General features: G+C 64.0%; 23 protein-coding genes. 13 read left to right on the forward strand and 10 right to left on the reverse strand.

What is annotated here, in order from left to right:
* Positions 1 to 30: 30 nt before the first annotated feature.
* From thiD to EKH80_RS01390, 5 genes are all read left to right on the forward strand, one after another.
* Complete coding sequence (thiD, locus tag EKH80_RS01370) at positions 31 to 837, forward strand: bifunctional hydroxymethylpyrimidine kinase/phosphomethylpyrimidine kinase (RefSeq protein ID WP_126682925.1); 807 nt, start codon at positions 31 to 33, stop codon at positions 835 to 837.
* Between the two features lie 96 nt (positions 838 to 933).
* Complete coding sequence (locus EKH80_RS01375; protein ID WP_329955464.1) at positions 934 to 1,857, forward strand: aspartyl/asparaginyl beta-hydroxylase domain-containing protein; 924 nt, start codon at positions 934 to 936, stop codon at positions 1,855 to 1,857.
* Positions 1,858 to 2,205: 348 nt separating this feature from the next.
* On the forward strand, positions 2,206 to 3,105 hold the full coding sequence (gene sigJ / locus EKH80_RS01380; protein WP_126682927.1) for an RNA polymerase sigma factor SigJ: 900 nt from the start codon (positions 2,206 to 2,208) through the stop codon (positions 3,103 to 3,105).
* Positions 3,106 to 3,142: 37 nt separating this feature from the next.
* A complete protein-coding gene (locus EKH80_RS01385) occupies positions 3,143 to 3,601 on the forward strand; it encodes a carboxymuconolactone decarboxylase family protein (protein ID WP_126682928.1) in 459 nt (152 codons plus the stop codon).
* A 94-nt stretch (positions 3,602 to 3,695) separates the two neighbouring features.
* Positions 3,696 to 4,157, forward strand: coding sequence for a carboxymuconolactone decarboxylase family protein (locus EKH80_RS01390; RefSeq protein ID WP_126682929.1), 462 nt, complete (start codon positions 3,696 to 3,698; stop codon positions 4,155 to 4,157).
* A gap of 142 nt (positions 4,158 to 4,299) precedes the next feature.
* On the opposite strand, the gene EKH80_RS01395 is transcribed toward EKH80_RS01390, so the two are convergent.
* The 3 genes from EKH80_RS01395 to grxC form a co-directional block, all read right to left on the reverse strand.
* Positions 4,300 to 5,313 carry an isocitrate dehydrogenase gene (locus EKH80_RS01395; protein ID WP_126682930.1) on the reverse strand — a complete coding sequence of 338 codons (1,014 nt, stop codon included), beginning with the start codon at positions 5,311 to 5,313 and terminating at the stop codon, positions 4,300 to 4,302.
* Positions 5,314 to 5,522: 209 nt separating this feature from the next.
* Positions 5,523 to 5,915 (reverse strand): carboxymuconolactone decarboxylase family protein, encoded by a 393-nt coding sequence (locus EKH80_RS01400; protein ID WP_126682931.1) that lies wholly within the window; start codon positions 5,913 to 5,915, stop codon positions 5,523 to 5,525.
* Positions 5,912 to 6,175: a glutaredoxin 3 gene (gene grxC, locus EKH80_RS01405; protein WP_126682932.1), complete on the reverse strand. Its 264-nt coding sequence runs from the start codon at positions 6,173 to 6,175 to the stop codon at positions 5,912 to 5,914. Before grxC ends, EKH80_RS01400 begins: the two co-directional genes overlap by 4 nt.
* 114 nt (positions 6,176 to 6,289) lie before the next feature.
* Between grxC and EKH80_RS01410 the strand changes: the two genes are divergently transcribed.
* The 7 genes from EKH80_RS01410 (at position 6,290) to lpxH (ending at position 15,553) form a co-directional block, all read left to right on the forward strand.
* Entirely contained in the window at positions 6,290 to 7,984 is a 1,695-nt protein-coding gene (locus EKH80_RS01410; protein WP_126682933.1) for a M48 family metalloprotease, read from the forward strand.
* 179 nt (positions 7,985 to 8,163) lie between these two features.
* Positions 8,164 to 8,853, forward strand: a complete 690-nt coding sequence (gene phoB, locus EKH80_RS01415) for a phosphate regulon transcriptional regulator PhoB (protein WP_126682934.1) — start codon at positions 8,164 to 8,166, stop codon at positions 8,851 to 8,853.
* A gap of 13 nt (positions 8,854 to 8,866) precedes the next feature.
* Positions 8,867 to 10,168 (forward strand): phosphate regulon sensor histidine kinase PhoR, encoded by a 1,302-nt coding sequence (gene phoR / locus EKH80_RS01420; RefSeq protein ID WP_126682935.1) that lies wholly within the window; start codon positions 8,867 to 8,869, stop codon positions 10,166 to 10,168.
* A 115-nt stretch (positions 10,169 to 10,283) separates the two neighbouring features.
* Positions 10,284 to 12,434 (forward strand): polyphosphate kinase 1, encoded by a 2,151-nt coding sequence (gene ppk1, locus EKH80_RS01425; protein WP_126683196.1) that lies wholly within the window; start codon positions 10,284 to 10,286, stop codon positions 12,432 to 12,434.
* A gap of 137 nt (positions 12,435 to 12,571) precedes the next feature.
* The gene (locus tag EKH80_RS01430) at positions 12,572 to 14,071 is read left to right on the forward strand and encodes a Ppx/GppA phosphatase family protein (RefSeq protein WP_425481129.1); all 1,500 of its coding nucleotides are present in this window, start codon (positions 12,572 to 12,574) and stop codon (positions 14,069 to 14,071) included.
* 88 nt (positions 14,072 to 14,159) lie between these two features.
* Positions 14,160 to 14,837 (forward strand): peptidylprolyl isomerase, encoded by a 678-nt coding sequence (locus tag EKH80_RS01435; protein ID WP_126682937.1) that lies wholly within the window; start codon positions 14,160 to 14,162, stop codon positions 14,835 to 14,837.
* Positions 14,834 to 15,553: a UDP-2,3-diacylglucosamine diphosphatase gene (gene lpxH / locus EKH80_RS01440; protein WP_126682938.1), complete on the forward strand. Its 720-nt coding sequence runs from the start codon at positions 14,834 to 14,836 to the stop codon at positions 15,551 to 15,553. Before EKH80_RS01435 ends, lpxH begins: the two co-directional genes overlap by 4 nt.
* 146 nt (positions 15,554 to 15,699) lie before the next feature.
* Here lpxH and EKH80_RS01445 read toward each other — a convergent pair whose 3' ends face one another.
* Together EKH80_RS01445 and EKH80_RS01450 are read right to left on the reverse strand one after the other, a co-directional pair.
* Positions 15,700 to 16,686 (reverse strand): malate dehydrogenase, encoded by a 987-nt coding sequence (locus EKH80_RS01445; RefSeq protein ID WP_126682939.1) that lies wholly within the window; start codon positions 16,684 to 16,686, stop codon positions 15,700 to 15,702.
* 68 nt (positions 16,687 to 16,754) lie between these two features.
* Positions 16,755 to 17,954, reverse strand: a complete 1,200-nt coding sequence (locus tag EKH80_RS01450) for a pyridoxal phosphate-dependent aminotransferase (protein ID WP_126682940.1) — start codon at positions 17,952 to 17,954, stop codon at positions 16,755 to 16,757.
* Positions 17,955 to 18,148: 194 nt separating this feature from the next.
* Here EKH80_RS01450 and EKH80_RS01455 point away from each other — a divergent pair, with 194 nt between their 5' ends.
* Entirely contained in the window at positions 18,149 to 18,403 is a 255-nt protein-coding gene (locus EKH80_RS01455; RefSeq protein WP_126682941.1) for a GlsB/YeaQ/YmgE family stress response membrane protein, read from the forward strand.
* A gap of 114 nt (positions 18,404 to 18,517) precedes the next feature.
* On the opposite strand, the gene EKH80_RS01460 is transcribed toward EKH80_RS01455, so the two are convergent.
* From EKH80_RS01460 to EKH80_RS01485, 5 genes are all read right to left on the reverse strand, one after another.
* Complete coding sequence (locus EKH80_RS01460; RefSeq protein ID WP_126682942.1) at positions 18,518 to 18,949, reverse strand: YidB family protein; 432 nt, start codon at positions 18,947 to 18,949, stop codon at positions 18,518 to 18,520.
* 150 nt (positions 18,950 to 19,099) lie between these two features.
* The gene (locus tag EKH80_RS01465; protein WP_126682943.1) at positions 19,100 to 19,609 is read right to left on the reverse strand and encodes a peptidylprolyl isomerase; all 510 of its coding nucleotides are present in this window, start codon (positions 19,607 to 19,609) and stop codon (positions 19,100 to 19,102) included.
* Positions 19,610 to 19,758: 149 nt separating this feature from the next.
* Positions 19,759 to 21,504: a 3-hydroxybutyrate oligomer hydrolase family protein gene (locus EKH80_RS01470; RefSeq protein WP_126682944.1), complete on the reverse strand. Its 1,746-nt coding sequence runs from the start codon at positions 21,502 to 21,504 to the stop codon at positions 19,759 to 19,761.
* Between the two features lie 246 nt (positions 21,505 to 21,750).
* Complete coding sequence (locus EKH80_RS01480) at positions 21,751 to 22,176, reverse strand: hypothetical protein (protein ID WP_230473350.1); 426 nt, start codon at positions 22,174 to 22,176, stop codon at positions 21,751 to 21,753.
* A gap of 180 nt (positions 22,177 to 22,356) precedes the next feature.
* Positions 22,357 to 24,669 carry an exo-beta-N-acetylmuramidase NamZ domain-containing protein gene (locus EKH80_RS01485; protein WP_230473351.1) on the reverse strand — a complete coding sequence of 771 codons (2,313 nt, stop codon included), beginning with the start codon at positions 24,667 to 24,669 and terminating at the stop codon, positions 22,357 to 22,359.
* Between the last annotated feature and the right edge of the window lie 13 nt (positions 24,670 to 24,682).

Raw genomic sequence — 24,682 nt, forward strand, 5'->3', positions numbered from 1 at the left:
GTCATCCCAGCCTACGTGGCTTGCTTCTGGATGACGAGTAAAAGCAACGTGCCACGGAACCTGCCACCTCCTGTCGCCCTCACCATCGCCGGCTCCGATTCCGGCGGTGGCGCCGGCATCCAGGCCGACCTGAAAACCTTCCATGCGCATGGCGTGCACGGCCTCTCCGCCATCGCTGCCATTACCTCGCAAAACACGCGTGGCGTCACCGCCGTGCACCCGGTTCCGCTCACGCATATCCGCAGCCAGCTTGAAGCCGTGTTCGATGACTTCCCCGTCGCCGCGGTGAAAACTGGCATGCTGGGCAATGCGGGCATCGTGCGGCTGGTGGCGAGGGAGCTGCGCAAGCGCAAGCCGGCCTGGGTGGTGATCGATCCGGTAATGATCTCCACCAGCGGTTCGCGATTGCTGGATGAAGATGCGATCGAGGCGTTGATCAAAAACCTTATTCCACTGGCTGATGTGCTCACGCCAAACCTGCCCGAGGCCGAAGCGCTGCTAGGTCATCCGCTGCGCACAGCGAAACAATTTGCGCAGGCCGGCCATGCCTTGCGCGCGCTCGGAGCACGTGCGGTGCTGCTGAAAGGCGGCCACGGACGCGGCAACACCTTGATCGACCGTTATTTTGATGAACGGGGCCTGATGGAAATCCACCACGCCCGTCTTCCCCGCGAAGGGCACGGCACCGGCTGCACGCTGGCTTCCGCCATCGCCGCCGAACTGGCCAAGGGCGCGGCGCCCCGCCAGGCGGTGCGCCGGGCGGTTGCCTACGTCCAACGCGCGCTGAAAAACGGCTATCGGCCGGGCGCTGGCACGGCCTTCGCCCTGCGTCACTGAGCGCCATTCATTTGCCGTAAAATTGCCCGGCGGCCATCCGGCCACTCAAGTCAGGCGACAGCCGCTTTCACGATGGATTTCCTCAGCCCTCGCTTTATCGCTCTCTACCTGCTGCTGGCCTTCGTGCTGTGCGTGCTGCTGGTGCATTTGCGCGGACGGGCGCGGCTGCGCTTCGATCGCCAGCTGGTGGACCACTCCGCCGTCTTCGCGCCGTACAACCTTCTGATGTATGCCTTTTCGGCGGTGCCGGCACGGCCGATCCTCGATCGCGGCGGCTTTCCGCAGCTGGACCTGCTGAAGGACAACTGGCAAACGATACGCGACGAAGCGCTGCAGCTGTTCGACGAAGGCCATATCCGCGCCGCCGAACGGCATAACGACGCCAGCTTCAACAGCTTCTTCAAGCAAGGCTGGAAACGCTTTTACCTGAAGTGGTACGGCGAGCCGCTGGCTTCGGCGGAAACCCTGTGCCCGAAAACCGTAGCGCTGCTCAAGGCCATTCCCAGCGTGAAAGCGGCGATGTTCGCCACGCTTGCCCCGCAAAGCAAACTCAATCCGCATCGCGATCCCTTTGCCGGCTCGCTGCGCTACCACCTCGGCCTGATTACGCCAAACTCGCGCCATTGCCGCATCTTCGTCGACGGCGAGGAACACGCCTGGGGCGACGGCAAGGACGTGGTGTTCGACGAAACCTACGTGCACTGGGTGGAGAACAACACCGACCAGACGCGCGTGATCCTGTTCGCCGACGTCGAGCGCCCGCTGCGCACGCGCCTGATGAGCGCCATCAATCACCGTGTCGGCGCATTCATGGGCAAGATCACGGCCTCGCCGAACACCGAGTCGCCGGAAGAAAGAACCGGCTTCGTCAACCGCGTATTCGCGCTCAACCAACGCGGACGCGAGCGCAGCCGCGCCTTCAAGAAGAAGTATCCGAAGCTGTTCCGTGCGGTGAAATACGTGGGCATGCTGATCTTCATCTGGTTGGTGTTCCTGGCGCCCTGGCCGTTCGTCCGCTAAGGACCCTCTGATCTATTCCTACGCACCCGGCATGACGTCCAGAAGGCCCGCAGGGCGTGTCGCGCGGCACAGGGCAGACTGGGCGTCTGTTCAAGCCGCGGGGCACGGCCTGCAGGCCTTCTGGACGTCACCCCATCATTAAAATTTAAAATGTGGGGGCCGCACTGTATGCGCGTCTGGCGGCGTCCCAGTGCCTAGACAGACAGCCAGTCTGCCTTCGCCACTGGGACGCCGCCAGACGCGCATACAATGCGGTGACGGGTACGTAGGAATAGATCAGAGGGTCCTAAGGCCGTCACGTTTTTGCTTGCTGGCGCGTCCTGGCTATAAGCCCTACCGGAGTTGACCATGGACGCGCCTACCGAACTGTTCCAGCAACACCGCCCACGCCTGCTTGGCCTCGCCTACCGCATGTTGGGCACCCAGGCGGACGCCGAAGACGTACTGCACGACGCCTGGCTGCGCTGGCATGCGCAGGACCAGGCTGGTCTGGATGACGCCGAAGCCTGGCTGGTGACCGTCACCACCCGTCTCGCACTGGATCGCCTGCGCCACGCCAAGGTGGAGCGCGAACACTACACCGGACCTTGGCTGCCCGAGCCGCTGGTGGAGCCGGAAGCGCAGCCGGACTCGCAAGCCGAACAAGCCCAAACGCTCACCCACTCTTTTCTGCTGATGCTCGAACGGCTGAGCCCGGAAGAGCGCGCCGCGTTCCTGCTGCGTGAGGTTTTCGACTACAGCCATGCCGAAGCCGCGAGCATCCTTGGCATCACCGAAGAATCCTGCCGCCAGCGCTCGCATCGCGCCAAACAGCGGCTGCGCGAGGAGCGTGTGCGCTTCAGTGCCAACACGCAAACCCAGCGGCGCCTGCTGGAGCGGTTCGCCCTGGCCCTGCGGCGCCCTTCCGAAGAAAACCTGCGCGCGCTGCTGTCCGAGGACGCGATACAGGTGGCCGACGGTGGCGGACTGGTCGCCGCCACACTGCGGCCACTGCTCGGCAGCGAGCGGATCACGCGCCTGTACCTGCAGATCCACAAACATGAGCAAGGGCACGACATCCGCCGCGATCTGCGCGTGGTGAATGGTGAACCCGCACTGCTGACCTGGGTGGACGGCCAGCTGACCACCGTGGTTTGGATCGAGTGCGACGGCGAGCGCATCACCGCGCTGCATGCGCTGCGCAATCCACAAAAATTGGCGCGGCTGGCCGCTGTCACGAAATCACCGGCTGGCTCGTCCTTGCATTGAACGGCCGATTCAGGCCGCTTCCATTCAAGGAGCCCCCATGTCCCGTTTCAATATCCAAAAGCACTTTCAGGCTGTGCAGCCGCTGTTCGCCCTCAGCAAGCACATCAAGTCCGGCACGCTGGAGCCGGCACTGATCGAATTGGTACTGATGCGCGTCTCGCAGATCAACGGCTGCGCCTACTGCCTGGACATGCACAGCAAGGACGCGCGCGCTGCCGGCGAAACCGAGCAGCGTCTATACGTGCTGGCCGGCTGGCGCGAGGCGCCGTTCTACAGCGAGCGCGAACGCGCCGCTTTCGACTGGGCCGAGGCGCTCACCCGGCTGGTTCCCGGCAACCCGGTGCCGGATGCCCTCTACGAGGAAGCGAGCCGTCACTTCAACGAAAAAGAGCTGGTCGAGCTCACCCTGCTGGTGGCCAACATCAACACCTGGAACCGGATCAACCTGGCGGCGCATACCGTGGCGGGCGACTACAAGCCCGGCATGTTCGGCTGAGTACACTCGACGGGAGCCAGTCACGAAATGGCCGGCTGCCACGTCCTTGAATTGAATGGCCCGTCAAGGGCCTCTCCCCAACGAGGATTCGACCATGCAACGCTTTTCCTACGATACCTACCCCGAAGCCATGAAACCGTTGTTCGCCATGTGGAAGCATGTCGAACACTCAGGGCTGGAAAAGAACCTGATGCATCTGGTGATGATGCGCGCCTCTCAACTCAACGGCTGCACCTATTGCATGGACATGCACAGCAAGGAAGCGCGCGCCGACGGTGAAACCGAGCAGCGCCTGTACCTGCTGCAAGCATGGCGTGAAGCGCCGGTCTACAGCGAACGCGAGCGTGCTGCGCTCGCCTGGTGCGAAACAGTGACCCGGCTCGACCCGGCGCACGGCGTACCGGATGATATCTACGAACAAGCGCGCGCCCAGTTCAGCGAAAAAGAGCTGATGGACCTGAACCTGCTGGTGATCATGATCAACAGTTGGAATCGGATCGCGATACCGGCGAAGAAGGCGCCGAATTACCAGGTGCCGGAGCGCAAGGTGGCCTGAAAGCCCCTGCCATTTCACGAAACAGCGTAGGCTGAGATGCCAATCCCAGCATCAGAAAACCGCCAAATAGCTGGGATTTGCATCCCAGCCTACGCTCCCCGGATCACATCCGGGGAGCCAGGTGCAACCGAGCGTTTGAACCTCAGCCCTTAACGCGTTTGGCAATCGCCTCGCCAAAGCTCTGCGTCGAGCCCTTGCCACCCAGGTCCGGCGTGACGTGCTCACGATCGTTCGCCATGGTGTCGCGGATCGCCGCTCGCAGCCTGGTCCCTTTCTCCACCATGCCGAGGTGATCGAGCATGTCGGCCGCAGCCAGCAGCAGTGCGCAGGGGTTGGCGATACCCTTGCCCGCGATGTCCGGCGCCGAACCATGCACCGCTTCGAAGATCGCCGCGTGCTCGCCGATGTTATCGCCCGGGGCAAGGCCCAGGCCGCCGACCAGGCCGGCGCACAGGTCGGAAAGAATGTCGCCGAACAGATTGGTGGTGACGATCACGTCGAACTGCTCCGGACGCATCACCAACTGCATGCAGGCGTTGTCCACGATCATCTCGTTGAACTCGATCTGCGAATAGTCCTTGGCGATTTCGCGCGCCACGTTGAGGAACAGGCCCGAGGCGGTCTTGATGATGTTGGCCTTGTGCACCGCGGTGACCTTCTTGCGGCCTTTCTTCACCGCCATCTCGAACGCGTAGCGCACGATGCGCGCGCAGCCCTTGCGGGTGACGCGGATCATCGAGGTGGCCAGTTCGCCGTCTTCCGACAGGGTCTGGCCTTCGGAAAGATAGGCGCCCTCGGTGTTCTCGCGCACCGTGATGATGTCGATGTTGTCGTAGCGCGCCTTGGTGCCCGGGAAACTGATGGCCGGACGCACATTGGCGTACAGATCGAAGTGGCGGCGCAGCGTGACGTTGATCGAGGTGAAGCCGCCGCCGACCGGCGTGGTCAGCGGGCCCTTCAGCGCTACATTGTGCTTGGCGATGGTCTCAAGCGTGGCCTTGGGCAGCAGGTCGCCATGCTTTTCGAGCGCGATCATGCCGGCTTCGACAGTGTCATAGCTGAGGCCGCAGTCGAGCGCGTCGAGCACGTGCAGCGTGGCGGCCATGATCTCCGGGCCGATGCCATCGCCCGGGATCACCGCAATGGTCTTGCTCATGGGGGGAACTCCTTGGAATGAAGCGGGGAGGCCGGCGCGCAGGGGCAGGCGCCTGGCTGAAAACCGCTCAATTATCCCCGATGCGCCGGCCGGCGAACAGCCTGGAAGGGCTGGGAGGCGTTGCAAATGCTCGCATGCAGCGTTGCTTCAATTCGAATGGTGGGCTCTTCGCATTCCCCTCCTCTCCCCGGAGGGAGAGAGGGTGCACATTACGCGTGCTCGCCGCAGCCTTCCGCTTGCCCGGCTGCCTCACCCGCTTCCAGTTGATCGAGAAAATCCACCGCCCGGCGCAAATGCGGGATCACGATCGAACCGCCTACCACCAGGCCAACGCTGAACACTTCGAAGAACTCATCGCGGCTGACGCCCGCCTCCTTGCATTGCGCGATGTGATAGCTGATGCAATCGTCGCAACGCAGCACCATCGACGCGACCAGGCCGAGCATTTCCTTAGTTCTCACGTCCAGCGCACCGGACTTGTAAGTCTGCGTATCCAGCGCGAAAAAGCGTCGCACGACCTGGTTGTCCTCGGCCAGGATGCGCTGGTTCATGCGCTGGCGGAACGCGGTGAATTCGGCGACACGATCCTTTTCTTGACTCATGCGGCCGCTCCCAGCAACTGGGCGAGCGTGCCGCTGCGGTCGGCGGCGACCAGGTCGTCGTAGCCGCCCACATGCCGGTCGTTGATGAAGATCTGCGGCACGGTGCGGCGGCCGCCGCTGCGCTCGAGCATGGTGTCGCGCTGGGCCGGATCGGTATCCACCCGCACCTCCTCCCACGCCAGCCCCTTGGCCTTGAGCAGGTTCTTGGCGGCCACACAGTAGGGGCATCGCTCGGAGGAATAGACTTCGATCTTGGGCATCGCGAAACTCCGGAATTACTTGCGCCTTAAGTGGCGGTGGCGACTCTCGAAAGCAAGCGTTCGACGCGGAACCACCATGCCGCCAAACGGTCTCAGTGTTATTGTCGTTCATCTATGATCCCAGCGCATCGACATCTTCATAAACGCCTGCTGACCGCACTTGCCGCCGCCAGTGTGGCCTTCGCCGCGGGCGCACAGGACAAGCCAGACGACATCCGCCTGCCCGACCTCGGCAGCTCAGCCAACGCGCTGATCTCGCCCCAGGAAGCCCAGGACTACGGCGCCATGATGCTGCAGCAGATGCGGGCGCTGGACATGGTGGTGGACGATCCGCTGCTGGACGATTACATCAATAACCTAGGCTTCCGCCTGGTCGCGAACTCGGCCAAGCCAAAGGATCACTTCGCGTTCTTCATCGCCAAGGACTCGGTCATCAACGCGTTCTCGGCTCCTGGCGGCTACATCGGCATCAATTCCGGCCTGATCGACATCACGCGCAGCGAGGACGAGCTGTCCGCGGTGATGGCGCACGAAATTGGCCACATCACGCAGAACCATCTGCAACGCGCCTATGAATCGGCGAAGAAAGATACGCCACTGATGGCGCTGGTCGCGCTGGGCGCGATCGCCGCTGGCGGCGCGGCCGGCGGCCAGGCTGCCGCGGCCACCTTGCTCGGCGGCCAGGGCGTGCTGATGCAAAAGGAAATCAACTTCACCCGCAAGGACGAAGCCGAAGCCGATCGTACCGGCATCGAAACCCTGGCCAAGTCCGGCTACGACCCGAACGCGATGGCCGGTTTCTTCCAGCGCATGGAAGACGAAATGAGCGCCGATTCGGGCGGCGTCAACGTGCCGTCGCTGTTGCTGGACCATCCGGTGACCTCCCAGCGCATCAGCGATGCGAAAGCGCGCGCCGGCTCGTTGATCGCAGCGCGGAAGCTGCAGCCGATCGGCAACCTGCTCGACAAGGAACGCTGGTCCCAACAAACGGCGCCGATCGCCTATGTGAAAGACGCCACTGCCCTGTTGGCGCCTCGTGCCACCGGCCAGGACATCAACACTTACCTGCTGATGCGCGAACGCGTGCGGGTGCTGTCCGGCGACGCCTATCGCATGAGCAGCTATTACAGCGGCCTGCTCGGCCGCGAGGACGGCCGCTACAACACGCCGGAAAATTATTATGGCTATGCCCTGGCGCTCACCCGTAGCGGCCAGGGCGGCAAAGCCATCGGCCAATTGCAGCCGCTGCTGGACAAGCATCCGGACAACCTCATCGTACGCCTGGCGATGGCCGATGCTCGCTTGCAATCCGGTGAACGCGCCGCCGCTCTGAACATCTACGCCGCGCTCAACATCGAGTCCCCGCGCAACAAGGCCATTGGCCTGGCCTATGCCAATGCGCTGACCCAGGGTGGCAGCCGCGAACAGGCCGTCCGGGCCGCCGAGCTGCTGCGCCCGATGCTGGAAGGTACCGAAGAGCCAAGCCTCTACGCCGCCTATGCCCGCGCCAGCGAACGGGCCGGCGAGACAGTACGAGCCGGCGAGGCCTACGCCCAGGCCAGCTACCTGGCAGGGCGGCCTTTCGACGCCATGGAGCAGCTCAAGACCCTGCTCAAGCGCAATGACCTGGACTACTACGCCCGCGCCCGCATCCAGGCCCATGTCGCCGAGCTCACCCCACTGGTGATGGAACTGCGCAAGCGCAGGGTATCCACTGAAGACAACCCGGACGGCACCAGCCAGACGCAGCAGCAGCTCGGCTGCCAAGGGCGGCTTTGCATGGGCTGGGATGCCAATCCCAACCGGTGACGCAGGCCGGGGGGCAAACCCCGACATCACGATGGGCATACATGGCAATGTCGGGGTTTGCACCCCGACCTGCACACCCTTTCCGCTTCGCAAGGTACTGTTTTCACGCGCTGTCATTGGCGCGTAACATTTCGCCGTTGCAATATTTGCGTCACAGGCCACCCCATTCGGACCTTAGCGTGCACAAACGCATCCTGATTGTTGAAGACGAAGCCTCCATCCGCGACATGGTCGCCTTCGCCCTGCGCAAGGCCGGGATGGATACCTCCCAGGCCGCCGATGCACGCACGGCGCAGATGTCCATAGCTGAACAGGTACCGGACCTGATCCTGCTCGACTGGATGCTCCCGGGCACCAGCGGCCTGGACCTGGCCCGCCGCCTGCGCAAGGAAGAGCTCAGCCGCGAGATTCCGATCATCATGCTGACCGCGCGCGGCGAGGAAATGGACCGCGTGAACGGGCTGGAGGCGGGCGTGGACGACTACGTCGTAAAGCCCTTCTCCACCCGTGAGCTGATCGCCCGTATCAAGGCCGTGCTGCGCCGTAGCCAGGGCGATGACGGTTCGGGCATGGTCGAGCTGGGCCGCCTGCGCATCGATGGCCCGGCGCACCGCGTGTTCGCGGGCGACGAACCGGTGCCGATCGGCCCCACCGAATACCGCCTGCTGTACTTCTTCATGACCCATCCGGAACGCGTCTACTCGCGCGCCCAGCTGCTCGACCACGTGTGGGGCGGCAGCGTGTACGTGGAAGAGCGCACCGTGGACGTACATATCCGTCGCCTGCGCAAAACGCTCGAGCCATGGAAGCTCGAAGACATGGTGCAGACGGTCAGAGGGGCGGGTTATCGCTTCTCGGCGAGCCCTTGAGGCAACCTTCCGTATGAAAAACCCGGTCGTAGGCGCCTGGAAACTCCCCCTCGCGCTGGCCGGGGGACTGCTTGTGGGCGCCCTCGGCGGCTGGCTGGCCGGAGGACATGTGGCGATCGCTGTGGCGCTAGTGGCCGTAGCAGAGATTGTCTTGTTACTGACGCATTTGCGTCACATTGTTAAGCCCATCATGAGCTTACCGTCCACGTCCCCCGATGGTACCTCCGATCCCCGGCATGACCGATTCATGATGCGCTCCCGACGCCTAGCCGCCAACCTGCATGATCTACGCCGCGCCGCAGGCAGCCTGCCGGACGCCATCGTGCTGCTCGACCAGGAGCAGCACGTGCGCTGGTTCAACCATGCTGCGGAAAGCCTGCTCGGCCTGCGCCGCCCGCAAGATCGCGGCGTGGTGCTGAAGGAACGCCTGCACAATTCCGAACTCGCCGGCTGGCTGGAAGAACCCTCGCCCGAGCCGCTCAACGACGTTAGCGCACCGGGCGCGCCCAGCCGCCACATCAACGTGACCCTGCTGCCGTTCGGCGCGCGTCAACGCCTGTTGCTGGCGCGCGACATCAGCCACATGTCGCGGCTGGAGCAGATCCGCCGTGATTTCGTCGCCAACGTCTCGCATGAATTGCGCACCCCGCTGACCGTGATCCACGGCTACCTCGAACTGCTCGATCCGGAAGACGTGCCGCACCTGGCACCGGTGCTCAACGAAATGCGCGCACAATCCAAGCGCATGGGCCAGATCGTGGAAGATCTGCTCACCCTGTCGCGGCTGGAAACGCAGGATCACGTGAGCGAAGAGCGCGTGCAGATGGCGCCGCTGCTGGCCACGCTGCGCAAGGAAGCGGAGGCGCTGAGCCAGGGCCGGCACAGCATCAGCGTGGAAAACGTGGCGAATATCGATCTGCTCGGCTCGCCGAAGGATCTGCACAGCGCACTGTCCAACCTGGTCAGCAACGCGGTGCGTTACACGCCCACCGGCGGACGCATCACCATTCGCTGGGAACGCAGCGCCGAAGGCGCGAACTATTCGGTCACCGACACCGGTTACGGCATCCCCGCCGATCACCTGTCCCGCCTTACCGAGCGCTTCTACCGCGTCTCCTCCAGCCGTTCGCGCGATAGCGGCGGTACCGGCTTGGGGCTGTCGATCGTCAAGCACGTGCTCGGCCTGCACCAGGCGCGCCTGGATATCCGCAGCACGCCCGGCCAGGGCTCCACCTTCACCTGCTGCTTCGGGCGCGAGCGCTTGATGGCGCCGGAGACGCACGAGTCCCGGTCCTCGGACAGCAACCTCGGCTAGCGCATAGGCTGGGATGCCAATCCCGGCATCAGGCGGCTGCGTCGTATTACAAAACGTTGAACGACTTCTTACAAACGCATAGGCGCTGCGGTAGCTCATGAGTAAGAATGTGCGGATGCCGCGCCGCCAAGCCATCCAACCCGCCGTTACCGAAACGCCCCAGCCCGAGCTGTTCCTGAGCCGCGAGCTGGCCACCCTCGAGTTCAATTTCCGGGTCCTGGCGCAAGCGCGCGACACTCGTATCCCGCTGCTGGAACGCCTGCGCTATCTCAGCATCGTCGCCAACAACCTCGACGAATTCTTCGAGGTGCGCGTAGCGATGCTCAAGCACCACCACCAGTTCGGCTCGGCAGCGCCCGGCCCTGACGGCATTCCTTCCGGTGAACTGCTGGCCAGCATCCGCGAGCGCGTGCTTGAGCTGGTCAGCGCGCAATACACCACCTGGCAGGACGAACTGGGCCCTGCGCTCGCCGCCGAGGATATCCACTTCCTCACGCGCAAGCAGTGGACGCCGCGCCAGCGGCGCTGGCTGCACGGCTACTTCGAAAACGAAGTGCTGCCAGTGTTGTCGCCGCTGGGGCTGGACCCTGCGCATCCGTTCCCGCGCATCCTCAACAAGACCTTGAACATCGCGGTAGTGCTGCAAGGCCGCGACGCATTCGGCCACGAAGGCCACCTGGCGCTGGTGCGCGCGCCGCGTTCGCTGCCCCGGATCATCCGAATTCCCAACGAGGTGTGCGGCCCCGGCGATCACTTCGTGTTCCTCGCCGAATTGCTGCAGGCCTTCGTCGACACGATGTTCCCCGGCTTCAAGGTCGCCGGCTCGTACCAGTTCCGCGTCACCCGCAACAGCGAATTGATCGTCGAAGAGGAAGAAGTCGACAACCTGGCGCGCGCGCTGGCGGAAGAACTGCATGGCCGCGGCTATGCCCGGCCGGTGCGGCTGGAGATCGGCGCCGATTGCCCGCCGTCGATCGTGGCGATGCTGATCGGCAACTTCGAGCTGGAAGAAACCGACGTCTATCGCTGCAACGGCCCGGTCAACATCATCCGTGCCGGCATGGTCTACGAGGAGCTCGACCGTCCTGCGCTGAAGTTCCCGCGCTTCAGCTCCGCCCTGCCCGCCGCCCTGGGCAACGGGCGCAAGATCTTCGACGTGCTCGGCCAACGCGACATCCTGCTGCATCACCCGTACGAATCGTTCAATGCCGTGGTCGATCTGCTGCGCGAAGCCGTGCAGGATCCGGACGTACTGGCGATCAAGCAAACGCTGTACCGCGCCGGCAAAGACACGCCGCTGGTGGATCTGCTGGTGGAAGCGGCCCGCAACGGCAAGGATGTCACCGTGGTGATCGAATTGCGTGCGCGCTTCGACGAGGAAGCCAACATCCGGTTCGCCACGCGCCTGCAGGAAGCCGGCGTGCAGGTGGTGTATGGCGTAGTGGGCTTCAAGACGCACGCCAAGATGATGCTGATCGTGCGGCGCGAGAACGGTCACCTGCGCCGCTACGTGCATCTGTCCACCGGCAACTATCACCAGACCAACAGCCGCCTGTACACCGACATTGGCCTGATGACGGCCAATCCGGAATTCTCCGAAGACCTGCACAAGATCTTTCAGCAATTGTCCGGATTAGGCCCGGTCATCAACTTGAAGCGCCTGCTGCATTCACCCTTCACGCTGTACAAGAGCGTGGTGGAGAAGATCGAGCGCGAAGCCACCCATGCGCGCAACGGCAAGCCGGCGAGGATCGTCGCCAAGCTCAACGCCCTGAACGAATCTCACGTGATCGAGGCACTCTACGCCGCGGCGCGCTCTGGCGTGGAGATCGACCTGATCGTACGCGGTGCGTGTACGCTGCGTCCGGGTTTACCCGGTATTTCCGAACGCATCCGCGTACGCTCGATCGTGGGCCGCTTCCTCGAACACAGCCGCGTGTACTGGTTCGCCAATGACGGCCAGCCGGAAATCTATTGCGCCAGCGCGGACTGGATGGAGCGCAACCTGATGCGCCGCATCGAAGTGGCGTTCCCCATTCTTGATCCGCAGCTGGCCACGCGTGTGTACGAGGAAACGCTGGCCAACTACCTCGCCGACAACACGCAGGCCTGGCTGCTGGATCGCCATGGGCAATATACGCGCGCCTCGCCGGGCGAGGACCAGCCGTATTCGGCGCAGGAGACCTTGCTCGCCAAGCTGTGCAGCGCGGGCGCAACAGCAGCCGCTCGCCCGCAACTGCCCACTACACTGCGCGAAGAGGGCTAGGGATGACAATCCCAGCACCTGGATTGCCGCGTGGAAAGCTGCGATTGCCATCCCAGCCTACCGGTTGATGCCAGGCCGATACATGCGAGAATCCCCGGCAGTTCGAACAGGAGTCCCGCGTGAGCCTCGGTGACCAGATGCAGATCAAGGACGGCGAACTGATGGCCGCCGTCGACATCGGCTCAAACAGTTTCCACATGGTGGTAGCGCGCATGGAGCATGGCGAGCCGCGGGTGATCGACCGCCTGCGTGAAACCGTGCGCATGGCGGCCGGCTTGCGTGCCGACGGCACGCTGGACGCCGAGCATCGCGCGCGCGCGCTCAATTGCTTGGCCCGCTTCGGCCAGCGCATCGCCGGCATTCCCACCGCCCGTGTGCGCGCGGTGGCGACCAACACCGTGCGCCGTCTCGCTTCGCCCCAGGCGTTCCTCACCGCGGCGGAAGCCGGACTCGGGCATCCAGTGGAAGTCGTATCCGGCCGCGAGGAGGGTCGCCTGATCTTCCTGGGCGTGGCGCATGACCTGCCCACCTCGCGTGAGCCCCGCCTGGTGATCGACATCGGCGGCGGCAGCACCGAATTCATCATCGGCCGCGGCCTCGCCCCCCTGCACACCGAAAGCGTGCAGGTGGGCTGCATCGCCAGCACGCAGCGCTTCTTCCCCGGCGGCAAGCTCACCCGCAAGCGCTGGCAGCGGGCCCGTGGCGAAATCGGCGTACTGCTGCAGCAATTCTCCGAAGAGTACCTGGAAGCCGGCTGGACCGATGCCTTCGGCTCATCCGGCAGCGCCAAGGCGATCGGTGCCGCGGTGCAGGCCATGAAGCTTTCCGATCATGGCGTCACCCCTTCGTCGCTGGCCATGCTGCGCGATGCTCTGCTAGAACAGGGGCAGATCAGTACGCTGAAGCTACCAGGTCTTTCGGAAGACCGTGCTCCGGTGTTCGCCGGCGCCGTGGTGATCTTCGAGGCGGCGTTCGCCGCGCTTGGCATCGAACGCCTGCAAGTGTGCGAGAGCTCGATGCGCGAAGGCCTACTGTGGGACCTGCTCGGCCGCGCCGGCGGCACCGACCCGCGCACGTCCAGCATCGATGCGCTGGCCAACCGCTATGGCGTGGATCGCGCGCAGGCACGCCGCGTAGAATCCACCGCACTGATGCTGTTCGACCAGGTTGCCAACAGCTGGAAGCTGGATGGCGAAGCGCGCGAGTGGCTTTCGTGGGCTGCACGTGTGCATGAGATCGGCCTGGCCATTGCGCACAGCCAGCACCACCAGCACGGCGCCTACATCCTGCGCAACGCTGACCTGGCCGGCTTCTCCAAGCAGGAGCAACACCTGCTCGCCACCATAGTGCAGGCGCATCGGCGCAAGCCGGACAAGACCGCCTTCTCCACGCTTCCGCAGCGCTATCGCCAGCTCGCCAAATACATCACTGCCCTGCTGCGCCTGGCGGTGCTGTTCCGTCGCGCGCGCCGCCCTGAGTCTTTGCCTCCGTTGCGCCTTGCGGCCACCGCCCAGCGCCTGGGACTGCGGCTGCCTGCGGCTTGGCTGGAGCAGCATCCGCTGTCGCAGGCGGATCTGGAGCAGGAAGTCACGCCGATGGCGGAGCTTGCGCTGGTGCTGTCGATCGGGACGGAGTGAGCCGATAGAGGTTTGTGCCCCAACCTGCCCCGCGATTGCCTAAGCCCGCGTATCATGCACGGATGTCTCAGCCGTACCGCCCCCTATCATGTCCAAGTACCTGCTGACCGCCCTCTTCCTGCTTGCCGCTCCACTTGCCGGGGCGCAGACATCCAAACCGGCCGCCACGCCAGCTGTGCCAGCACCGGCAGTCGCCAATCCGCAAGTGATCGTACACACCTCGGCAGGCGACATTACGCTGGAGCTGTATACGGACAAATCGCCCAAAAGCGTAGCGAACTTCCTGCGCTACGTGCATGAAGGTTTTTATGCCGGCACCGTGTTCCATCGCGCGATTCCCGGCTATCTCGTTCAAGGCGGCCTCTACACCGCCGAGCTGCAGCCACGCCGCACCCATTCGCCGGTGCCCAGTGAAGCGGACAACGGCCTGTCCAACCTGCGCGGCACCGTCGCGGTTGCACGCGGCGCCGATCCAAACTCGGGCACCGCTCAGTTCTTCGTCAACCTGGTGGATGACCGCCGCCTCGACTACGTCGGCAACCAAAGCGGCCTCACCTGGGGCTATACGGTGTTCGGCAAAGTGACCAAGGGCATGGAGGTGGTGGACAAGATCGCCGCCCTGCCCACCCACGCGCAGGGGCCATTCGCCGCCGACGTGCCTACCCCATTGGTGGCGATCGAAAGCGTGGCGGTGATCGGCGAAGCAACGCCCGCCGCGCCCGCATCCATGGAGAAACCCGCCACCCCGCCGCGCAAGTCGAAATGAGCACGCTGTTCATTTCCGACCTGCACCTGGACGACAGCCGCCCGCACATCACCACGCTGTTCGAACGCTACCTCGCCAGCGACGAAGTCCGGCGTGCCGACGCGCTGTATATCCTCGGCGACCTGGTCGAGGCATGGGTGGGCGACGACGACGATGCAGAGCTGCCACAACGCATCGCCAGCGCCACCAATGCGGTACACAACGCCGGCGTTCCCGTGTATTTCATTCGCGGCAACCGCGATTTCCTGGTCGGCGAAGCGTTCGCCGCACGCGCTGGGCTCACCCTGCTGGAAGACGGTGCCGTGCACGATCTGTATGGCACTCCCACCCTGCTGATGCACGGTGACGTGTTGTGCACCGACGACCTGGCCTACCAGGCATTCCGCCGCCAGGTGCGGACACCTGCATGGAAGGCGCAGGTACTGGCCATGCCGCTGGATGCGCGCCGCGCCCTTGCCGCCAAAGCGCGCGCGGAAAGCCGCGCCCATACCAGCACCACCCAGGAAGCCATCATGGACGTCAACGCCGACAGCGTGGCGCAGACCATGCGCGAAGCAGCCGTGACGCATTTGATTCACGGGCATACGCACCGCCCCGCCATTCATCGCTTTGAATTGGATGGGCAGCCGGCCGAACGCGTCGTGCTGGGCGACTGGTACGAGCAGGGATCGGTGTTACGGGTGACGCCGGAAGGCCGCGAGCTGCGCGCCGTTTAACGCAACGTCTTGTAGGCTGGGATGCTAATCCCAGCATCAGGAAGCCGCATGGAAAGCTGGGATTGCCATCCCAGCCTACCCACCGCTCAAACGAAAACGGCCATCCAAAGTGGATGGCCGTTTGCTTTCAAACGGAAGAACGCGACTTACTTCTTCGCAAACAGATGCTCAACGCCCGCGCGTTCTTCACGCAGCTCCTTCTCGGTGGCATCCATGCGCGCACGCGAGAAGTCATTGATTTCCAGGCCCTGCACGATCTCGTACTTGCCGTTCTTCACCGTCACCGGGTAGCCGTAGATCACGCCCGGCTGAATGCCATAGGAGCCATCGGACGGGATGCCCATCGACACCCAGTCGCCTTCTGCGGTGCCCAGTGCCCAGGTGCGCATGTGGTCGATCGCGGCGGAAGCCGCCGAAGCGGCCGAGGAAGCACCGCGCGCCTTGATGATCGCCGCGCCGCGCTGCTGCACGGTGGGAATGAACTCTTTCTCGTACCATGCCTGGTCGACCAGGCTCAGCGCCGCTTTTCCGCCCACGGTGGCATGGTGCAGATCCGGATACTGGGTGGAGCTGTGGTTGCCCCAGATGGTGACCTTCTTGACGTCGGTGGTGTGCTTGCCGGTTTTTTCGGCCAGCTGCGACAGCGCGCGGTTGTGATCCAGGCGCACCATCGCGGTGAAGCACTTCGGATCCAGGCTCGGCGCATTCTGCTGCGCGATCAGCGCATTGGTGTTGGCCGGGTTGCCCACCACCAGCACCCGCACGTCGCGCTTGGCGTGGTCGTTCAGCGCCTTGCCCTGCGGCGCAAAGATGGCGCCGTTGGCTTCCAGCAGATCCTTGCGCTCCATGCCCGGGCCGCGCGGACGCGCGCCGACCAGCAAAGCGTAGTCCACGTCCTTGAAGGCGACGTTCACGTCATCAGTGGCGACAACGCCGGCCAGCAGCGGGAACGCGCAATCGTTGAGTTCCATCACCACGCCCTGCAGCGCGGGCAGCGCAGGCGTGATTTCGAGCAGATGCAGGATCACCGGCTGATCCGGACCGAGCATGTCGCCGGCGGCGATACGGAACAACAGGGCATAACCGATCTGGCCGGCGGCGCCGGTCACGGCAACACGAACGGGGGCTTTCATCGTGGCAACTCCTTCAGGTGCATAAAACGACATTAGCCCGCATCCAAACAATGCGGGCCGTTGAGAGATCAAGTCAGCTCGGCGAAGAACTCGGCAATGCGCGCCAGACCCGGCTCAAGCTGCGCCGTGGGACAGGTATAGGAAATGCGCATCGCGCGTGGCTCGCCGAACGCCGAGCCCGGAACGCACGCCACGCCCTTGGCGCCCAGCAGGGCGGCGCAGAAATCGACGTCGGTTTCGATACGCGTGCCGTTGTGGCTCTTGCCGAACGCCACCGAGATATCCGGGAATGCATAGAACGCACCCTGTGGACGCGGACACACCACACCCGGAATCTTCGCCAGCGCCGCCAGCACCACATCGCGCTTGGCGGCAAATTCCTTGCACTTGGCCTGCGGCACATCCTGCGGGCCGCTGAAGGCAGCCACCGCCGCGGCGGTGATCACTTCCGGCACGCTGGTGATGTGGTTGGAATTGAGCGTGGTGACCGCTTTGGCCACCTGCTCCGGCCCGGCAATCAGCCCTACGCGCCAGCCCGGCATGCCGTACGTCTTGGAAACCGAATCGACGAAGATCAGCCGATCGCGCAGCTCAGGCCGCGCAATCACGAAGTTGTGGTAACCGATACCATCGAACACCATCGAGTTGTAGATGTCGTCGGTGATGATCCAGGTTTCCGGATACTGCACCAGCACGTCGGCCAACGCGGCGATTTCCTCACGCGTGTAGACCATGCCGGTGGGGTTGGACGGATTGTTGAACAGGAACACCTTCGGCTTGCGCGCCAGGGCGGTTTCCAATTGCTGCGGCGTGAGCTTGTAGTTCTGCTCGGGGCCGCAATGCAGCACGTTGGTCTTCGCACCCACGATGTCGGCGATGTCGTGATAGGTGGTCCAATACGGCGCGGGGAAGCAGATCTCATCGCCTTCGTTGAGCAGCGTTTCGGCCAGGTTGTACAGCACCTGCTTGGCGCCGATCCCGACCGACAGGTTCAAGCGCCCGTAGCCGCGGAAGCCCAGCGCCTCGATGTGCTTGAGGAAGGCGTCCAGCAACGCATCCGAACCGCGGTTGCTGCCGTACTGGCCACTGTCATGCGATAGCGCTTCGCGCGCCGCGGCATACACGTGATCGCCAGGCAGGAAGTTCGGCACACCGATGGAAAAACTGATGATGTCGCGGCCGGCAGCCTTCAATTGCTTGGCCGTCTCGGCGATGACCATGATCGCGCTGGGTTTGGCGCGGCCGACGCGCTGGGCGAGCTGGGGCATGGCTTTCCTCTTGGGGGGGCGGGGCAGCAAACCATCGGATTTTAGCATGTGGCGGTGCGTCATCCGGAGAGGCGCGTGGCCGGCCCGGAAAATTCCTATTGCTCCGGGATGATCCGCTGGCATGATGGCGCGGGGCCGCCGCAAGACCGGGCGGAGGGGTATCACTCGATCGACCACGACTCAAGGGGATGTCCATGTTCCATATCATCTGGTCCATCATCGTCGGTTTCGTCGTTGGCCTTATCGCACGCTGGATCGTGCCGGGCGCCGAGCACATGGGGTTCATCATGACCACCGCCGTGGGCGTCGTGGGCTCGGTCGTCGGCGGTTTCATCGGCACGCTGTTCAAGAAGCCCGAACCGGGCCAGAAATTCCACACCGCAGGCTTTCTAATGTCGATCCTAGGCGCGGTCATCCTGGTGTACCTGCTGCGCTACATCCAAATCTAGGGATGGCGCGAAAACTCTGAACTTATTCAGAGTTTCCCTAAGGCCGGCTTTCCCTGCGCGCATAAAAAAACACGGCGGGTAACCCCGCCGTGTTTGCTTGCCCGTACGTGAAACTCAGCCCGTCTTGGCCGCGAGCAGCTTCTCGGCCAAGCCTCCCAGCAGCGAGAGGTCAAAACCGCCGGCACCGCCCGCAGGCACTTCGCCGTCTGGCGTGGCATGGTCGACTGCATGCGGCAACACCTGCGCCAGCTGGCCGATCAACTGGCCGGGGTCCACGCCAAGTTTGCCGGCCGCGTTATTGACTACCGTGTCCAGGCCGGTCTTCTGCAGCACCTGGCTGAGTTCGTCTCCGGAGATGGCCTGGTTCGCCCCCGTACCGATCCAGGACTGCACCGCATCGCCCAGACCATGGTGTTGCAGCTTGTCGACCAAGCCCTGTACGCCCCCGGCCTGCTGGATCAACTGTCCCGCGACCGAAACCAGCGAGCCGGCCCCTTCGCTCTGATTGCCACCTAACAAACTACCCAAGCTGTCGAGTAACGACATGGCTGCCCTCCGTTGAGAAAGAATCCAAAGCCTGGGGATTCTATGTTGCGGTCGGCTACACCGTGGTAACAGCGGTGTGAAGCCGGCAGCTTGCCCCCTCCCCCATGCGAGAGGGAGGAGGCCAGCCAGCAGTTGATATCAACGCCCGGCTCAGCCGCGCTGATCGAGCACCGTGTTCCACTCCTTTACGCGGTCGGCCTGCGCGGCCAGCAACGCATCCACGTCGCCCTCCACGATGACCTTCTCGATCTTGTCGCCCTGCGTGATGGCGTCCACCACCTTCTGGTCTTCGGCGCTGACCACTTCGCCGAACACGCTGTGCTTGCCGTCCAGCCAGGGCGTGGCGCCATGGGTGATGAAGAACTGGCTGCCGTTGGTGCGCGGGCCGGCATTGGCCATGGAGAGCACGCCCGGCTTGTCATGCCGCAACGAAGCATGGAATTCGTCCTCGAAGCGATAGCCGGGGCCGCCGCGGCCGCTGCCTTCCGGGCAGCCGCCCTGGATCATGAAATCGGCGATCACGCGATGGAACGACAGGCCATCGTAGTAGCCGCGACGCGCCAGATTGACAAAGCTCGCCACCGTTACCGGCGTCTTGTCGTCGTGCAGGCGCAGGTGGATCGGGCCGCGGTTAGTGGTGATCGTGATGTTGATGGCCATGGGGAATCCTTATGGTATGGAACGGACATGCGTCCTGAAGAGCAGGACGCCGAGCCCGCAAGAATACCCCCAGACTGGCCTCAAACGTAGGCTGGGATGCCAATCCCAGCTCTTAGGCAGCTTCCAGATGCTGGGATTGGCATCCCAGCCTACATACCCAGCATGCCCGCTTGCAGTGGACCGGCACCGCGCGCCGTGCCCGCCGGTGTCGGCAGTTCAGCAGGCCAGGGCTGCCCCTGAAACAGATGCGCCCACAGCCGATCCAGCGCCGCATACCCATAAGGCAGCAAGGGCAGGTGCCGGTCACCGAAGCCCGGCAGGGCCAGGAAAGCATCGAAGTGCTGCGCATGCGGCAGCTTCCAGTACAGCGGCTGCCTGCCTTCGGCACGCAGCCATGCCACGTAAGGCTCGGAAGTGAATGCTGTGGGCAGCAAGCCGTCGTCGGCGCCGTGCAGCACCCACATTGGCAGATCCTTGCGCGGCAGCTTCACTGCGAGCGCCTGCACCGATGCGTGCAAGCTTTGCGCATCCGCATCGTTACCCGTCCACAGTCTGCGCAGGCAGTTGATACCCGGCAACTGCGGATCTGCGCTTTCATCCGTCCCGCCGAACAAACCAATGCCGTTTCCGGGTGGAATGCCCGCCGCATCCGCCCACCAGCTCGCGCGTGTGGCCTCGTCAGCCACGCCGGGCTTGCCGTTGACGAGGCCTGCATAGTGATAGCCGCACGGCATGTTGTTGTTGGCACGGCGCAAATAGGCCGATGCGTACGCCGCGCTGATAGCGCGCCACAAATCCAGCGCTGTCGACGAGGCCGCCGTAGTCATCGCCTGATCGCTCCAGCCACCGCTGCGCAAATGCTCATAGGCTTCGGCAGCCTGCTGTTGGAGCGCGGAAGCCTGCAAAAGACCTTGTGCGTGCAGGCTTGCGCAACGCGCCACCCAAACGGGGTGAGGCGCACCATGTGCGTCACGTGCAAAGGGAGTGGAAGCAAAGCGCGCATCCATCAAGGCGCACGGCAGCCACATCGCCGCTTCAGTGGAGTAGTCGTACAACGCTCGCCCATGGTCCGGGGTATGCACGTTCGGCTCAAGCGCCACCACGCCGGCCAGCAGATGCCGCTCATCCTGCCCGGCCGCCTGCAGCACTGCACCGCCGCCGTTGGAAAGGCCGGTTGCAATGATTCTGGTGTTCTCAGGCGTAAATGGCGCCTGCTCCGGAAACGCACGATCCAGCATCGCCAGGCCAAACCGTGCCGCCTGCAAGACGTGGCTGCCCCAATCGGCCTCCGGATGGTCGCCAGAGTGCGCGTGCTTGAAGGCGATGCCCTCCCCCTTCGCCGCGGCCGGCTCGAATTCCAGCGTCGCCGTGCCGCGCTTTGCACGCTCGCCATTCAAGGCAACGCCGCTGTCGTCGGCATAGTCGAAATAACCCGAACCGGTGCCCTTGTCGGTATAGGCCACCGCGCAACCGCGCGGCAAACCCCATGTGCCGGCCAGCGCAATCGCGCCATAAATGCCGCGCGAACCGGACGATGCCGTGACCACCAGGCAGCGATGCGCCTGGTCGAAGTGATCAGGTACCTGCACCAGCACGCGGTGCGGCTGATGCGCCCCGGGAATTTTCGCGAAGGCCTGGTATTCGCGCCCCGGCACCTGGGGTACCGCCCCATAGACGCTGCCATAGCCACCCAGCGGGCCAAGGTCGGCGATGCCCTTCCAACTCGTCTGGATCGCGCGCCGGCGCAATTCCTGCACGGTGGGTTGCGTCGGATTGGCGAACGGTGCAAGCGTCCCCTTGAGGCCTTCAAGTCCCAGGCCCGCGCTGAGCAGGTCGTCGTGCTCGCGATGCGTGGTGACGCTCACTTCCCCGGGCACGAAATCGATTCCTTGCATCGAGGGCTCCGTTGCAAACACCTGCGCCGAACAGGCAAAAAGGATCGCCGCAGCGATGCCTGCCAAAGAGGTTCGAGTCGTCATCCGCTCACCCTTGCAAGCCGGCGCGGCCCGACCATCGTACGAAAGTACTACATCCGTTGCTGTCGGTATTTGCGCATGACGAACCTGCGGTAGCACGGCGCGTGCTCGATCACGGCGCGGCGGGCTTCATACCCAAGCTTATAGCCCTGCCGGGCTCACGGATCATCGGGAACGGACGCGCAACCAGTTGACGAACACCCCCTGCTCGCGATCGCCCGCGCGATGGCCTTCACGTTCCTGGACCACCACGCCCCAGCGCACACCCGTCTGCTTGGTCACCTGCACTTCCTCGCCGTGCGGAAGAGGGAATCGGGTGGTCAGCACCAAGGTTTCATCCAGTTCGGACATCAGCACCGCCGGCTTGCTGACGGGGCTGGCATTCCACCCTCCGGTGAGTCGAACCTCGACGTCCTGTCCTGACACCTGGCTGCGCTGCTCGATGTTCCAGCTGTCGACCTTGTGCAGCAGATCATTCAACCGCGGATCGCTCCAGTCCACCGTTCCGACGGAAACGCTCGAACGTGATTTGTCGTGTCCCATGCCGGCCCCCTCGTACTGGTCAAAGCAGACGCAACCCGGGCGATCCATGCTAGTCATCCGACAGGCTCGCTTGAGCTTAAGAAAAAGGCCGCAAGCAAGCGCTCTCGGCATCCACGTTAGCACTACCGCAAACCAGGCGCACGTGAAGAAAAAGCGCACTTAGGAGCAGCCAAAAAGCCGCCGAATGGGACTGACTCGTCTTGGCACGAATTAAGCAAGGAAGACGGTTTAGTAACGCAAATATCGCCCGCGTAGCGCAGTAAAACCAGCGTTCTGCCCGGAATCAATCGCCTCAAGCGAGTCGAGCGTCACGCCCTTCTGGATGGCCTGCCACAGCGCCGCGGAACCGAGCGAATCACGGGTTGCGCTGAGCTGGAAAGTGTCCGGATAAAGCGCGTGCAACGTCGACAGCAACGCCAACCCCAAGCGCGCGACGGGACGGTTGGCCGGTACAGCATCGGGCTTGATGCTTACGCCGTGGCAAAGCCGGCCACGCCAGGTGGATTCGGTAGGGACGAAATCGACAGGCTCAAAATGCACCCCGAGCTTCAGCGCATTCAGTGCGCCGGCGAGTTTCGTCGCATCGACCCATGGCGCGCCGATCCATTCGAACGGATGCGGCGTGCCACGCCCCACGCTTAAATTGGCCCCTTCGAGCAAGGCGACATCCGGATACAGGTCGAGCTGGGCCGGCGTGCGCAAATTGGGCGAGAGCGGTACCCAGCCCAGTCCGGTGTCCGTATAGCGCATGGAGCGTTGATAGCCTTGCATCGCAATCACGCGCAGGTCCGCGCCGATGTGCCGCTCCCGGTTGAGCAGATCCGCCAGCTCAGCAACCGTCATGCCTGGCTGCAGCGGCAAGGGAAAATAGCCAGTGAAGGATGGATGGCCGCTATCCAGCACGGGACCGCCCGGCCGATCCGCACCGAGCGGATCCGGCCGATCCAGCACGAACAGCGGAATATGCTGCGCGGCGGCGGCCTCGAGTGCGTAGCCGAGCGTGGTCTCATAGGTGAAGAAGCGGACACCGGCATCCTGGATATCGAAAACCAGCGCATCCAGCCCGTTCAACGAGCCGGCGGGAAAATGCTGATTGGCGCCGTACAAGCTGTGCACAGTGAGGCCTGTTGCGACATCGACCGTATCACCGAGAGGGGCGTCGACGTCGGTGTTCAGTCCGTGCTCGGGGGAGAACAGCGCCGCAAGCCTGACCTCTGGCGCGTGCGCGAGAACATCGACCGTCCGCTTGCCTTGCGCATCGAAGCCGCTGCGATTCGTGACCAGCCCAACACGCATGCCGGCTAGAGGCGCAAACTGCTGCGCTTCGAGTACATCGAGGCCGGTCCGCACGGGGCCTGCCGAGATCGGCAAGCGTGCGGCTGCCTGGATCGCCGGCAGCATCCAAGACGGCAGGTGCGCAGCTTCGGCGGCGGTCATCAAGCCCATGCGGCTTGCGAGCAGGGCAAGCACCTGCTCACGCAGCGGCCGTGCGTCGCCGGTGTCGTTCGGGTGCACGCGGTTGGTGAGGATGACCACGAACTGCCGCGTCACCAGATCGATCCACAGGCCGGTGCCGGTGTAGCCGGTATGGTCGATCATGCCGACCGGCGGGAGGCGGTCATGGTTGGCCACCAAAGGTGCAGCCAGGTCCCAGCCCAGGCCGCGCCAAGGCGGAGTCGCAAGCGGAGATGCCGCGCTCGCCATCGCGGTGATCGTTGATGCTTGCAGAATGCGTTTTCCACCTGCTCGTCCGTTGTTGATCAGCATCTGCGCGTAGCGGGCCAGATCGTCGGCAGTGGAGAAGAGGCCTGCGTTGCCGGATACGCCACCCATCCAGCTTGCGGTGGGATCGTGCACCCGTCCGCGACGCATGCCGGCGGGGTCCGCGGTGGTGGGGGCGCTACGCAATGCCAGCTCCGTATCGGGCAGGAAGGTCGTGTCGCGCATGCCGAGCGGCGCAAAGATGTGGGTGCGGCAATAGGCGTCCAGCGAGCGGTGGGTGATGCGCTGAACCAGTTCGCCGAGCACAATGAAATTGAGGTCGCTGTAAACCACCCGCTCGCCCGGTGCGCCGCGCAGCGGCTCCATGGCGATCGCGTGCAACACCGCTGCACGCCCCCGTTCATGCGGAAGCGCCGGCAAATCGGGCCGCAGCCCCGAAGTATGCGCAAGCAGTTGACGCACCCTGACCGACTGCTTGCCATTCGTGGCGAAGGCCGGCCAATAGCGTGCGACAGGTGCATCCGGGTCGATGTGCCCGGCCTCGACCAGTTGCATGATCGCAGTGTTCGTCGCAATCACCTTGGTCAGGGAGGCAAGATCGAACTCGGTGTCCAGCGTCATCGCCTGCGGCTGCGGCTGCATGGCACGTTGGCCGAACGCCTGGCGGTAAAAGACGTGCTTGGCATCTCCCATCAGAATGACGGCGCCCGGAATGCGTCCGGCCGCGATCTGTCCGTTGACGATCAGTTCAAGCTGCTGTTGCGCGGCGGCGTCCAGATCGACGGCTTGCGCCAGCTGCGCCGCAGCGATGAGCCCCAACAGAGCGATCCAG

This window comes from Dyella choica (genome assembly GCF_003977665.1).
GTDB lineage: Bacteria > Pseudomonadota > Gammaproteobacteria > Xanthomonadales > Rhodanobacteraceae > Dyella_B > Dyella_B choica.